Below are 13,078 nucleotides of genomic sequence, written 5' to 3'. Positions count from 1 at the left end.
TCAGGCCGCCTGTTGCCGGCCCATGTCGCCGCCTTTCTCAAATCGTTTCAGATAGTCGCGAAGGCCCCGCGGCTCGGGCTTGTGCGCCGGATCGTAGAAGGGCGAGAAAATCTTCAGCAGCTCGGGGCCGGTGTTGCGCTTCATGAAAGCCTGGAAGGCTTTCAGGCTCGCTTCCGACCGCTCCAGCTCTTCGGCGCTCATGGCGCGGCGGTCCGCGTCGATCATCGACTGCGAGACGCGCCTGCTATAGTCGCCGAGATGGCGGACCACGCGGACGAAGCCATAGCATCGGTACAGCCAGCCATTCCAGAAACGCCCCCACAAGCTGCGCGCATAGAGCGCCCGGAACAGCCGGAAGCAGACCTCGCGATGCTCATATTCCTCGGCCATGTGCCACTTCCAGAGCGCGACGGCCTCATAGTCGGCGCCTTCGAGATAGGGATCATATCTCTCGAACCACATCTTGGCGGCGGGCGCGCCCAGCGACTCGAAACCTTCGGAGTAAGCGACGCAATATTTCAGCGAGCGATGCTCCAGCATCTCGTCATATTCGCGCTCGATCCGCTGTTCGTGCGGGATGATCTCCGGATAGGCTTCGCGGATGTTGCGGTTGAAGCCGGCATGCTGGCGGTAATGCTGCGCTTCCTGCGCGATGAAGATGTCGATCTCGCGGTGCAGCCGGGTCTCGCTGGCCGGCAGCACGGCCTTCGCCTTCATCATCACCTTGATAAGCCAGGGCTCGACGAAGACCGGGATCGTCGAGGAGGCGTTCACATTATGCGCGAACTCGCGGTTCGGCGCCCAATGCGGGCGGATCCCGGAATAATCTATCTTGGGGAAGCGGGCTTTCATCGCCATGCTCTCTTTCCTGTCATGTCCGCCGCTCAACCCCAGGCGACGGGGAGCTGGCGGCGCCCCCAGTACATCCAGCTATCGATCCGCTCGGTCTCGCCGGTCAGACGTAGCCTGGGCAGCCGCTCGATCAGCTTGCGCAGGCCGATCCGGGCTTCCAGCCGGGCGATCGGCGCCCCGAGGCAGAAATGCACGCCATAGCCGAAAGAGAGATGCCGCTTGACCTGGTTGAGCGGGCGATCGATCTTGAACATATCGGGATCCTCGAAGATGGCCGGATCGCGATTGGCGCCCATCATCGAAAACATCAGCTTGCTGCGCTCCGGCAGCTCGGCGCCATGCATGGTCACCGGGCACAGGCTGGTCCGGAAGTGCGCGTTGATCGGCGGATCGAAGCGCAGGCTTTCCTCGATGGCGTTCTCGACCAGATCAGGATTTGCCTTCAGCTGCTCCCAGCGCTCGGGCACCTCCAGCAGCCGCCACAGGACGTTGGTCAGCAGGCTGGTGGTGGTCTCCTGACCGCCGGTCAGGAAAGCGGTGCAGATCTGGAACAGTTCCTGATCGTCGAAACGCCGCCCTTCGACCCTGCTGACAAGGCCAAGCGAAATATAATCGAACGGCAGCACCGTACCCCAATGCTCAAGGGTCGGATCGGTGATGCCCGCCTCGCGCAGCAGCTGCTTGCGCTGCTCGATCAGCCCCGTGAAGTGCGGCATGATCTCGGCAATCAGCGATTGTTCGGCGTTCGGGTTCTTGTCGTTGAACAGCAGCGACTGCAGCTCGTCGGCCCAGCGCTTGTAATTGGCGTACATCGCCTGATCCGCGCCCAGCATGAAGCACATCGTGCGCGCGGGCAGGGGGAGCGCGAAGAGGTCGTGGAAATTGCCGCTCTTGTCCTCGCGGCGCTCGAGATCCGCGACCAGTTCCTCGGCGATCTGCTCGACTTCTGGCTGGTAATATTTCATCCGCGACGGCGTCATGCCCTTGCGCAGGGCGGAGACATATTCGAGGTGAAAGGGCGGATCGGTCAGGATGCCGAAATCGCTGAACTCGCTCCAGTCGACCGGCCCATCACCCCATTTGAACGACCAATAGGGATTGTCGGACAGGATCTTGTCGCGGATCTCCTTATAGTCGCTGGTGATGTAAAACTGATATTCGTCGCCCTGATAATGATAGAATGGGCATTTCTCGGCCAGCTTGGAGTAAGCTGGTCCCGGATCGCGCACCGTTTCCGGATCGAGCGGATCGAAAGCGAGATCCGCGCGCGTCTTCAACCGCGATTCTGCGGATTCCGGTACTGTCATCTGCGCTACTCCCGTCATCTCGTCATCCTTCGAAGCTGGCGAGATTTTTACGCCGTCAGGGGCGCCGACTGAACGGGATGTTGTTTAGGGACCTAATCATCCGAATGCGGCACGCCGATGAAGTCGCGGTCGAGCTTTTCATGCATGTCGCCCAATATCCGGCTGAAAACGGCCTTATCTGCCGGGCGGAGGCGGCGGAAGATACGCACGATCTTCGCTTCACGGGCGATCAGCAATATCGCATCTGCGATGACTTTGCGCCCTTTATCGGTAAGCTGCAGCTCGAAGGCGCGGCGATCGGCGTTGCTGCGGTCGCGCGTCAGGAGGCCGGCCTTCTCGAGGCGGACCAGCCGGATCGACAGCACGGCGTTCGAAACGTGGAGGATCGATGTCAGGTCGGTTGCGCGCAGCGCCCGGCTCCGGTCGCGGCCAAGCGAGCCCAGCAATAGAATGTCGGCGATGCTGTATCCCAGCGTGCGCGCGATCTGGTCGAGATCGGTGGCGACCAGATGGCCGACGGTGAACAGGTGCCACATCGTCGCGAAATATTCGACATCGAGCTGCGGCAGAAGCCGCGCATAATAGTCGCGCCCTGCCTCCAGTTCATCGATCGGCTTCTTAGGCATGCACCCGGTTGTGCCACCCCCCGATGCGCATGTCAGCCCGGCTCAGGGCCAGACCAGGTCGAGCCGCAATACGCCGTTGACCAGCCCGGTCGCCAGCACCGGCCGGGTACCCGGCTTGATCCGGAACTCGGGTATCCGGCTCAGCCATGCCTGCAGAAAGATGCGAATCTCGCGTCGGGCAAGCACGGCGCCGGGGCATGCATGAGGGCCGTTGCCGAAGGCGGCATGGACAGGATTCTCGCGCGTGAAATCGACCGTCAGCGGATCGGGGTTGAGCCGATCGTCCACGCCGACCAGCAGGTTGGCGGGCAGGATGCGATCGCCTGCGCGGAACCGGACCCCTTTATAGTCGAAGTCGCCGGCAATGACACGCGCCGTGTTGGCGAGGCCATGCCGGCGGATAAGTTCCTCGATCGCGGCCTTGACGAAGGCCTCGTCGTCCAGCCGCGCCACGAGCTGGCGGCGTTGCTCGGGGTTCTGCGCCAGGAAGCGGGCGATGAAGGCGATCATGCCGGCGACCGTGTCGAGCCCGCCGAACAGGACGAGCGACGCATAGGATATCGCTTCCGCCTCGGAGATGCGTCCGCCGCCGATGTCGACATTGACCAGCTTGCTGAGCAGGTCCTTGCCCGGATTGTCGCGGCGCGCGCGGATCCATGGCAGCAGATAGGCGCCCATCAGCTGCTGGGACCGGGTGCGCGTCTCGGCCTCGCGCCCGCGCACCGAATCCTCGGCGAGCTCCAGCAGATAGGCCTTGTCGTCGAGCGGTATCTCGACAAGCTGAAGAAAGACATGAATCGGCAGGACCTTGGCGAAGTCCTCGACGAATTCGCACCCGCCCAGCGGCCGCAGCCGCTCGATGGCGTCGATCGCCACCTGCTGCACCGTCGATTCCAGTTCCGACACGATGGACGGCAGCAGCGCCTGCATCAGCGGGCGACGATAACGGGCGTGTTCGGGGGGATCCATCTCGAGCGGGATCTGCCGCGGAGTCCCCTCCGGCATCGGCGGCAGCACGATGTGCTTGTGCGAAAAGCGGGCGTAGTCGCGCTGCATGGCCACGATGTCCTCGCCCCTTGTAGCAACCCAATGGCCGCCGTTGCGCGGCGTCCAGAAAATATCCGGCGAGGCCTGCTGCACCGCGCGATACGCCGCCTGCACGTCGTCGCCGGCGCCGGGGATATCATATAAGTTGAAATCGCGGACAAGCTCGGCGGGGACATGGTCTGGTCGGGGGGCGAGGCCGCTGTCCATCATGTCTTGCATGCTTTTCCTCCTGCCTTCGTTCAGGCCGCAGCTCTGGCGCTTTCATCGCGCCTGCGCAGCGCCAGCTGACCGGGGCCAAGCCGCGCCCCAGGGGCGTTGTCGGCACCGGTGATGATCGCGACTCCCATGGCTCACACATCCATATGGAGTGAACACTACATGAATCCAGCGCGGAGCGCCTGTCAATCGGAAGGCCGTTGCCACATCATATGAGCGATCATCTGCTCCAGCGCCGTGATCAGCTCCGACCGGTCGGTTCCCGTTGAAAAGAGCGCAGGCTGAAAGAGCACCGCCGACGCGATCATGCCAAAGCCGAGACGGACCGAAATCGGATAATCCATCCCCGGCCTGCCGTCCTCGGCCGCATAGGCGCTGGACTTCGCAAAAAAATCGTCGAGGCCGCTGAACAGCATCTCAGGCTGTCCGCGATTGTCCCCCGGCATCTGGAACAGCAGCGCGCGGAACATCTCCCGATTCTCTTCGAACAGCGCATAGACGTCGCGGACGAAGCGTCGCGCATCGGTGTCGCGACCCGGATCCTTCGGATCGGGGTGACGGGCGACGAACTCTTCCATCAGCCGGTTGAACGGTGCCGTCACGACATCCTCGAACAGGCTCGCCTTGTCGCCATAATAGCGGAACAGCAGCGTCTCGCTGACGTCGGCGAGGCGGGCGATCTCCTTTGTCGTGGCGAAGGCGTAACCGCGTTCGGCGAACAGCTGCCGCGCGGCATCGCGGATGCGTTCGGTCACGGCCTCGCGCGTCCGCCGCCGGCGGCGGGGCCTGGGTTCGGATGGCTCGATCGTCGCGGTCTCGGTCATGGTGGCCATAAACAGTTCCGGCCGGGCCAAGTCCAGCAGCTTACCGCTTGCCATCCTCGAGAATCAGCGTGGCCGCGCGCCAGGCGAGTGCCATGATCGGGCCGTTGGTGTTCGCCGACACCATGGCCGGCATGATAGAGCCATCGACCACCCGCAGCCCTTCGGTGTTGCGGACGCGCAGCCGCTGGTCGAGCACCGCATCGTCGAAATCGCCCATCCGGCAGGTGCCGCAGGCGTGATAGCCGGCCTGGCCCTGGCGCCGGAAGGCGGACAATATCTGCTCGTCGGTCTGCAGCGACCGGCTCGGCTCGCGCTCGCCGACCACCATGGACCTGATCGCGGGCTGCTCCATCCATCGCCGGATATAGCGGTGCATCCCGACGGTGACGGCGCAGTCATAGGGGTGGGTCAGATATCCGGCCTGGATGCGCGCGGGCTGGTCGCGATCGGCAGAGGCGATCCGCACCCAGCCTTCGCTGCGCGAGCGCAACGGATAACCGAACAGCTGGATGCTGTGCCCGCGATCGGGGATGAAATTGCCCTTGGCATCGGGCGTCACCACCACCGGCGAGAGCAGAAGCTCGATATCGGGCGTGTCGGATTCGGCCAGCACGCGGGCAAAGGCGCCGACGGTGCCATAGCCGACCGCCATCGCACCGGTGCGGTTCAGATAATAGCGCAGCACATTGCCGACGAGACGCAGGCCCCGCAGGCGCGGATTATGGCTGTAGGGCACGGCTATATCATATTGCATCATCATCAGCCGGTGCTCGAGCAGATGCTCGCCGACGCCCGGGCTGTCGGCGACCGGCGTCACGCCGAGACCGCGCAGCATGCCGGCGTCGCCCACGCCGGACCGCTGCAGCAATTGCGGCGACATCAGCGCCCCTGCCGACAGGATGACCTCGCCTTCCGCAGCGAAGACCTGCGCACGGCCGCCGACGATCGCCTCCACCCCGACAGCGCGACGGCCCTCGAACAGGATCCGATCGACCGTCGCATCGGTGACGACGCGCAGGTTCGGGCGGCGCCGCGCCTGCTTCAAGAACGTCTGCGAGCTGCTCTGCCGCCGACCCTTCCAGATCGTGCGCGGCGCATAGCCGACACCTTCCTGCTCGGGCCGGTTGAGATCCTCGACACGGGGCAACCCCATCTGCTCGCCCGCCGCGATGAATGCCTCGGTCAGCGGGCTACGCTCGCGCTCGATGCTGATGCCGAGCGCGCCCTCGCCGCCGCGGACCTCGTCTCCGCCCAGTTCGTGCCGCTCGATCGCGCGAAACGCCGGGCCCATCGCGTCCCAGCCCCAGCCTTTGGCGCCGAGCGCCTCCCAATGATCATAATCCTGCGGTTGCCCGCGAAAATACATCATCCCGTTCACCGAGGAGGAACCCCCGAGCATCTTGCCGCGGATCCAGACTTCGGCGGGTATGTCGCCATGCGCCTCCGTCGGGAAATACCAGACATGCCGGGGATCGCCGTACAGCTTGGCCGCGCCGCGCGGCATGTGGATGAAGGGACTGCGGTCCTCCGGCCCCGCTTCGAGCAGCAGGACCCGGTTGCGGGAATCCGCCGACAGCCGCTCGGCAAGGACGCAGCCGGCCGAACCCGCCCCGACGATGATATAATCCCAGCTCACAGCATGCCCCGGATCACGTCGCCGATCAGCGTTCGGCTGTCCTGGTCGATCTCGACCGTGTCGAACATGCGGTTATGGCAGAAGGCGACCGCCAGCTTCAGGTCGGGATCGGCCCAGCCGATCGATCCGCCCATGCCCGGGTGGCACAGCGCACGCATGTTGCGCGGGCTCGACACCGGGGGAGCATCGGCGCCGCCCAGCCAGTAGCCGGCCCAGCCGATCGGCACCCTCATCCCGAAGAAGACCGGATCGGGATCCTCGAAATGCGGACGCGGCGCCGCGAAGCTGGCAACCCGTTGCTCGGACAGGAGGCGGACGCCGCCCAATTGCCCGCCATTGGCGAGCATCGCCCAGAAGCGCGCCGCACTGCGGGCGTTGAAAATGCCGCCGACTGCCGGGATGCAGGCGCGCCGCACATAGGGGCGTTCGAAGGGATCGGGCATCAGATCGACGATCAGCGGCTGTGCCTCGCGCATCGCATTGCCGTCGGGCGCGACATAGACCGCGACATCATCGAGTCTGGCAATGCGCGGTTCGGCCTCGGCCGGGATACCGAACCACAGGTCGGTGGCGCCCAGCGGCTCCGCGATCTCCTCGCGGATGAACTGTCCGAACGGCCGGCGCTTCGGATCGGTGCGGCGGACCACCTCGCCGATCAGCCAGCCGAAGGTCATCGACTGGTAGGAGGATCGGCTCCCGGCCGGATAGGCTCCGGGCATCTCCGCGATGCGCGCGCACATCCAGTCCCAATTGGTCATCAGCTCGGGCGTTATGTCCGGCGGCATGCGCAGGACGCCCGAGACATGGCTGAGAACCTGGCGGACGGTGACGCCGGCCTTCCTGGCCTGGGCGAAATCGGGCCAGTAGCTGGCGACCGGCGCGTCATAATCGACCAGGCCACGCTCCGCCTGGATGTGGAGCGCGGTGGCGGTGACCGCCTTGGACACCGAGAAGACGTTGAACAGCGTGTCGCCGTCGACCGGGCGGCCGGTCTCGCGGTCGGCGAGCCCCGACCAGCAATCGACGACCTGCTCCTCGCCGAGCCATGCCGCCACCTGCACGCCGATCTCCCTGCCATCGGCGACCAGCGAATCGAGCGTGCGCTGCACGGCATCGTTGACTTTGTTCGTCACGGCGTTCGTCACGGCCATCCGATCCTCTCCTCTGGCTTGTCTTCCTTTGCGCGCAACTATCAAGTAATTACTACATAGTACAGCGACCGAACGGCCGGGGAGACGACGCCATGGACCAGAATTACCGCACAATCGCGCTGCGCCGGGTCGACGACATCCTGGAATTGCGAATCCATCACAAGGGTGAAGCGGCGCGCTGGGGATATTGGGGCGGGCTGCATCGCGAACTGGGCCTGGCCTTCGCGGATATTGCCGCCGATGCCAGCCTGCGGGCGCTGATCCTGACCGGCACCGGCGACGCCTTCTGCGCCGAGTTCGACACGGAGGGGGAGACGCCGCCTGCCATGTCGGCGGCGACCTGGGACGTGATCTATCGCGAAGGACGCAGCCTGCTGAACAATCTGCTGGCGATCGAGGTACCGGTGATCGCGGCCGTCAACGGCCCGGCCTTCATTCATGCCGAGCTGGCGGTGCTCGCGGATATCGTACTCGCCTCGGACACCGCGATCTTCGCCGACAAGGCCCATGGCATCGCGGGCGTTGTGCCGGGCGACGGCGTCCACACGATCTGGCCGATGCTGCTCGGGCCGAACCGCGGCCGCTATTTCCTGCTGACGGGACAGGAGATCGGCGCGCAGGAAGCGCTGACGCTCGGCATCGTCGGCGAAGTGCTCCCACCCGAGCGCCTGCTCGACCGGGCGTGGGAACATGCCCGCTCGATCGCGGCGCGGCCGGCACTGGCGATGCGCTATGCGCGGATCGCCCTTACCACCAGGCTGCGCGAGCAGGTGGCGCGCGATCTCGGGCCGGGCCTCATGCTCGAGGGCATGGCGATCCTCGCCGGGCGCGACTAATTATTCAGCATCCGTGAAAAGTATCTTCGGAAGACAGGGGATTATACCGCCAAACCGCAGATGATATACTTCGCTCGAGATAAAAGAGAGAGAGGCCGTCGCATGCTTACCCGGGAAAAATTGTCGACTCGTCCGCTCGCGCCGGGCTTCGGCGCGGAGATCATGGGCGTCGACCTCAGCCGTCCCATCGATGCGGAGACGGAACAGGCGATACGGGATGTCTGGATCGATGCCGGCATCCTGCTGTTCCGCGGCGCAGACCAGGACGACGAGGCACAGATGCGGCTGAGCCGGATCTTCGGCGAGATGGAGCCCGCGGCCACCGGCGACATGAACGATCCGAACAATAAGTTCATGATGACGCTGGCTTATGATCCGAATGACGGCGCGCCCCGTTTCCAGCAGCATTACAATGTCGGCGGGATCGACCGGGCCGGCTGGCTGGGCTGGCATTGGGACCAGTCGTTCATGCCCACCATCGTACGCGGCGCGGTGCTGCGGATGGAGCAGCCGTCGCCCGAAATGGGTCAGACCGGCTTCATCGATGCGATCGGCGCCTATCAACGGCTGTCGCCCGAACTGCGCGAGCGGATCGAGGGGCTCGAGGTCGTCTATCAGTTCAACCCGGATTTCGTGTCGGGCCAATATGGATTTCCCGAGGACATCCGGGCGCTGCCGCGCGACCGGCCGTCCAAGGAACCGTCCTATGATTTTCCGCCGGTCGTCCATCCGATGGTGATTAGCCAGGTGGAAACGGGGCGGAAGGTGCTGAAGCTGTCGCCGATGCACGCCCGCTACATCCTGGGCATGGCGCCGGACGAAAGCGATGCGCTGCTCAAGGAAGTCGCCGCGCATCTGGTCGATCCGACCCATGCCTATTTCCACGACTGGCAGAAGAACGACATGGTGGTCTGGGATAATTGGCGGGTGATCCATGGCGCCAATGGCGTGCCGCTGCACTGCGCGCGCCGCGCCCGGCGCACGACGATCATGGGCGACTACAAGGTCGGCCGCTATCTCGATCCCACGCTCGATCGCGACCGCGCGGTGAAGCGGCTGGTCGACTGATGCCGCACCAGGGAGCGTCGGGAGAGACAGCATGAAGCGGATCGAGCGGCGGATCGACATAAGCGAAGCGGCCGGGCTGGGCGAGCCGATCGAGATGGCGGTGTCCATCTTCCTCCCCGATCCGGCGGCGCTGCCCAAGCGTCCGGTGGCGATCTTCGCGGTACCGGGCGGCGGCTATTCGCGCGCTTATTACTATCTGAGCTTTCCCGGCCATGCCGGCTATGACGAAGCCGCCTGGCACGCCGCGCGCGGGACGATCTACGTCGCGATCGATCATGTCGGCGTGGGCGAGAGCAGCATTCCCGACCTCTCGAGCATCAGCTTCCAGACCCTCGCCGCCACCCATGACAGCTGCGTCAGGCAGATCGCGGCGATGCTAGAGCAGGGCAGCCTCGATTCGGGCTTCCCGGCCTGTCCCAGCCTGTTCCGCATGGGCATGGGCCAGTCGATGGGCGGCGGCGTCACGATCCTGGCGCAGGGACGCTTCGCCACCTTCGACGCGATCGCGCCCTGCGGCGTCAGCGCGATCCACACGGCCCTGCCGCAGCCGGACACCCAGGCGTTCGAGCGCGGCAAGGCGCGCTTCGAGGCCATTCGGGTTGGAGACGGCACGCAGAGCCACCTGACCACCAGCCATGAGGGCGTGGATTATGTCTATCCCTTCCACTGGGAGGATGTGCCGGCCGATATATTGGAAGCCGACATGGTCGGCGGCTATCCGATCCGCCGCACCGCGCCTGTGTTCGGTAGCCTCACCATCCCGCATTGTGCGGTGCAGATGATGACGCCGGGCTGCTTTACCGAAGACGCAGCGCGCATCACAGTACCGGTGCTGGTCGGGCTGGGCGAGCGCGACACCTGCCCCGACCCGCGCGCCGAGCCTGCCGCCTATGCGGCCTCGCCCGACATTAGCGTCTATATCGTGCCGCGCATGGCGCACATGCACAACTTCGCCTCGACGCGCGCGATGCTGTGGGCACGGCTCCACCTCTGGACACGAATGCTGACTGAACGGTAGCGCCGGTCAGACGGTGGTCCGGCGATCCCAGTCGCGCCGCCGCATCGCCAGCCGAGCCGCCCGCTCGGTGGCGTCGATCCGCCCTGCCGCAGCGGGAAAATGCCGATCGATCTCACCGAACGCGACGATGTCGAGCCAATGGCGGGGGCCTTCGCGCAGCGGCGTCGCCGGAATGCCCTGCCAGCGGATCATCGGCAGCAGGTCCTTGCACCCGCCTGTATCGACCCAATTGGCGACCCCCGGATCGCGGGCCGACACCAGCAGCGAGATCGTGCCATCGGCGTTCGGCTCCGCCTGGGCGGCGGAAAGCCCGGTCTGGAGCCGGTGCGCGTCGATCGAACGATACCACCACATCGCCATCTGGAAGCTGCTGTAGCAGGCGCCGGCCGGATCGAACCGGACGATCGCCGCCTGGTCGTCCTCCAGATGCAACCGCCCCAGGCTGCTGGCCTGGGTGACGAGGCCGCCATAGCCCGCGACGCCGGCGGGCTGCGCCATGCTGTTGATCGGCTTGCCCGCTGAAAGGCGGAAGAACCAGTAGTAGAGCGGCACATCCTCGCGCATCCGCCGCAGCGCCTCGTCGAGCCGCTGTTCGAGCGACATCGGCTGTGCGACCGGCCTGTCCAGCCGCTCTATCGCGAGATCGAGCGGCGTCTCGCGCGCCCAGTCCATCATGCTGTCGCGGATGAAGAGGAATTTGGCGCGGGGGCTGGTGGTCATGTGGTTGCGACGGCCGCCGGCCGGCTGGTCGTCGATGGTGATCGTGAAACGGCCTTCCTCGTCGATGTCGATCCCGGGCAGCTCGAGGGTCTGCAGGGTGCTCGATGTTCCCCAGTTCTCCACCAGGGTGAAGGAGGCATGGGCCGGCTGCCGCTCCACCACGCGGCCGATGATGCAATAGCGTCCGCCATGGGCGATGCCGGCAAGCCGGTAGCAATTGTCGGGATTGTCGCCGCCCATCCGCGCGTCGGGCACATCGCCGCCTTGCCAGCGATAGCCCGGCATGAAATTGCGGACGAGGCGCGGCGCAATCGGGTCCATCGCCGCCGCCTTGAAGAGATAGTTGCTGATCCAGCCATCCATCGCGGCATCGAAGCTTCCGAGCAGGCCCTCGGGAATGTCGGTGCCATGGCCGACGCGCCAGAGCCGGGCGGCGGCATCGCGCGCGTCACGCGTCTGCGGCAACGCCCACATCTGCCGCACCTCCTCCTCGGCGGCGAATTGCCCGGCATTGGCGATCGGATTGACCGGGCCTGCCGATGTCACGCGAACTTCCCCAGCCGGAAACGCCGGGAATAGCCTTCGAAGGCCGTCTCGATCAGTTCGGGCGTCAGGCCATAGGGTTCCATCGCATAGCGGTAGCGGCCGTAGCGGTCCGGGGCGTTGGCCGGATCGGCGAGCCACGCCTTCATTCGCGCTTCGAAGGCCTCGCCATAGTCGAGCCCCCATTCGGCATAGGCCTTGCGGACGATCGCGATCGGATCGCGCGTCAGCGCCCGGAAATCGACGTGCAGGATGCGCGGGTCATCGATCAACGGGCTTTCGATCGCCGCGGCGACCGACTGGGCGATGCTCTGGACGAAGGCAGGGCCGAGCTCCCTGAAATCCATGGTCCAGTTGGTGATGCCGCCATAGAGTACCGCCGTGATCGCCATCGTCGACGGATGCACTTCCATCGGATCCCGATGCGGCCAGATGCACAGGGCGTCGGGATAGGCCTCGAACAGCTCTTCCAGGACGAACTGATGGTAGGTGCCCTTCACCACCCAGTGCCGTGGCTCCTGCCGCCACTGGAGATGCTGGAGGAACTCGCGGTGGAACCGATAGGCCCCGCCGATATTGCCCGCATCGAGGATCATCGCCAGGGCGGGCACGCGATAGAGCAGGGTCGGATAGGCGTTCTGGAAATCGAGGGTGAAGATTTCCTCGTCCTCGATCAGGCAGTGGCCGCGCTTGTCCCAATAAGGATGCATGGTCAGCAGGCCTGGCGTCTGGGCGATCAGCTTATCGAGATCCCTGGCGGTATATTCGATCCGCTCGTCCACGACCGGCACTTCGCCCGGCGGCGGCGAGGGATCGTGGGTGTGCCACCAGAGCGGCGCGCGCGCATTCGGGTCCTCCGCCAGCAGCGAATGGATCAGCGTGGTTCCGGTCCGGGCGAAGCCGATCACGAAGATCGGCCTTTCGACCCGCTCGTCGGCGATGGCCGGAAGCCGCTTGCGGTCGGAGGCGAGGCGGAGCCGGGTAACGAGCAGCTTGCGCAGCTGGAGTTCGACGTCCTCCCTGCGCCCCTCGTCGAGGGGGCCTTGTTCGTTGAGCCAGGACACCAGCTTGCCGACGCGCCCGCGCAATCCGTCATCCAGCGTGTCGAAGGAGCCGCTGATGATCTGCGCGCTGTGGAAAAGCCGCTCGATGTCGATCGCAGCGCCGGCATCGTCGGCGCCAGCCTTGTTCCCGGGTGATCTGCTTCGCATCACGGGCATTCCTTCATCGCGGC

Annotated in this window: 12 protein-coding genes; 3 read left to right on the top strand and 9 right to left on the bottom strand. The window is 65.3% G+C overall.

Annotated elements, in window-relative coordinates:
* From AC1DQK_RS14435 to AC1DQK_RS14405, 7 genes are all read right to left on the bottom strand, one after another.
* Entirely contained in the window at nt 1–858 is an 858-nt protein-coding gene (locus AC1DQK_RS14435) for a metal-dependent hydrolase (protein ID WP_477871670.1), read from the bottom strand.
* A 26-nt stretch (nt 859–884) separates the two neighbouring features.
* The gene (locus AC1DQK_RS14430; protein ID WP_477871668.1) at nt 885–2,177 is read right to left on the bottom strand and encodes a cytochrome P450; all 1,293 of its coding nucleotides are present in this window, start codon (nt 2,175–2,177) and stop codon (nt 885–887) included.
* A 74-nt stretch (nt 2,178–2,251) separates the two neighbouring features.
* Nucleotides 2,252–2,785, bottom strand: a complete 534-nt coding sequence (locus AC1DQK_RS14425) for a MarR family winged helix-turn-helix transcriptional regulator (protein ID WP_477871666.1) — start codon at nt 2,783–2,785, stop codon at nt 2,252–2,254.
* 42 nt (nt 2,786–2,827) lie between these two features.
* A complete protein-coding gene (locus tag AC1DQK_RS14420) occupies nt 2,828–4,051 on the bottom strand; it encodes a cytochrome P450 (RefSeq protein ID WP_477871664.1) in 1,224 nt (407 codons plus the stop codon).
* A gap of 182 nt (nt 4,052–4,233) precedes the next feature.
* Complete coding sequence (locus AC1DQK_RS14415) at nt 4,234–4,881, bottom strand: TetR/AcrR family transcriptional regulator (protein ID WP_477871662.1); 648 nt, start codon at nt 4,879–4,881, stop codon at nt 4,234–4,236.
* A 31-nt stretch (nt 4,882–4,912) separates the two neighbouring features.
* The gene (locus AC1DQK_RS14410; RefSeq protein WP_477871660.1) at nt 4,913–6,508 is read right to left on the bottom strand and encodes a GMC family oxidoreductase; all 1,596 of its coding nucleotides are present in this window, start codon (nt 6,506–6,508) and stop codon (nt 4,913–4,915) included.
* Nucleotides 6,505–7,659 carry a serine hydrolase domain-containing protein gene (locus tag AC1DQK_RS14405; protein WP_477871658.1) on the bottom strand — a complete coding sequence of 385 codons (1,155 nt, stop codon included), beginning with the start codon at nt 7,657–7,659 and terminating at the stop codon, nt 6,505–6,507. Before AC1DQK_RS14405 ends, AC1DQK_RS14410 begins: the two co-directional genes overlap by 4 nt.
* A 92-nt stretch (nt 7,660–7,751) precedes the next feature.
* Between AC1DQK_RS14405 and AC1DQK_RS14400 the strand changes: the two genes are divergently transcribed.
* From AC1DQK_RS14400 to AC1DQK_RS14390, 3 genes are all read left to right on the top strand, one after another.
* Nucleotides 7,752–8,495 carry an enoyl-CoA hydratase/isomerase family protein gene (locus tag AC1DQK_RS14400; RefSeq protein ID WP_477871656.1) on the top strand — a complete coding sequence of 248 codons (744 nt, stop codon included), beginning with the start codon at nt 7,752–7,754 and terminating at the stop codon, nt 8,493–8,495.
* A gap of 102 nt (nt 8,496–8,597) precedes the next feature.
* Nucleotides 8,598–9,563: a TauD/TfdA dioxygenase family protein gene (locus tag AC1DQK_RS14395; protein ID WP_477871654.1), complete on the top strand. Its 966-nt coding sequence runs from the start codon at nt 8,598–8,600 to the stop codon at nt 9,561–9,563.
* Nucleotides 9,564–9,594: 31 nt separating this feature from the next.
* Entirely contained in the window at nt 9,595–10,581 is a 987-nt protein-coding gene (locus AC1DQK_RS14390; protein WP_477871652.1) for an alpha/beta fold hydrolase, read from the top strand.
* Between the two features lie 6 nt (nt 10,582–10,587).
* Here the strand turns inward: AC1DQK_RS14390 and AC1DQK_RS14385 are convergent, their stop codons facing one another.
* A complete protein-coding gene (locus tag AC1DQK_RS14385) occupies nt 10,588–11,847 on the bottom strand; it encodes a hypothetical protein (protein WP_477871650.1) in 1,260 nt (419 codons plus the stop codon).
* Entirely contained in the window at nt 11,844–13,055 is a 1,212-nt protein-coding gene (locus tag AC1DQK_RS14380; protein ID WP_477871648.1) for a sulfotransferase, read from the bottom strand. Before AC1DQK_RS14380 ends, AC1DQK_RS14385 begins: the two co-directional genes overlap by 4 nt.
* Nucleotides 13,056–13,078: the final 23 nt, after the last annotated feature.

The organism is Rhizorhabdus sp. P4_G5, from assembly GCF_056401065.1.
This window is presented reverse-complemented; position numbering and strand designations above follow the sequence as displayed.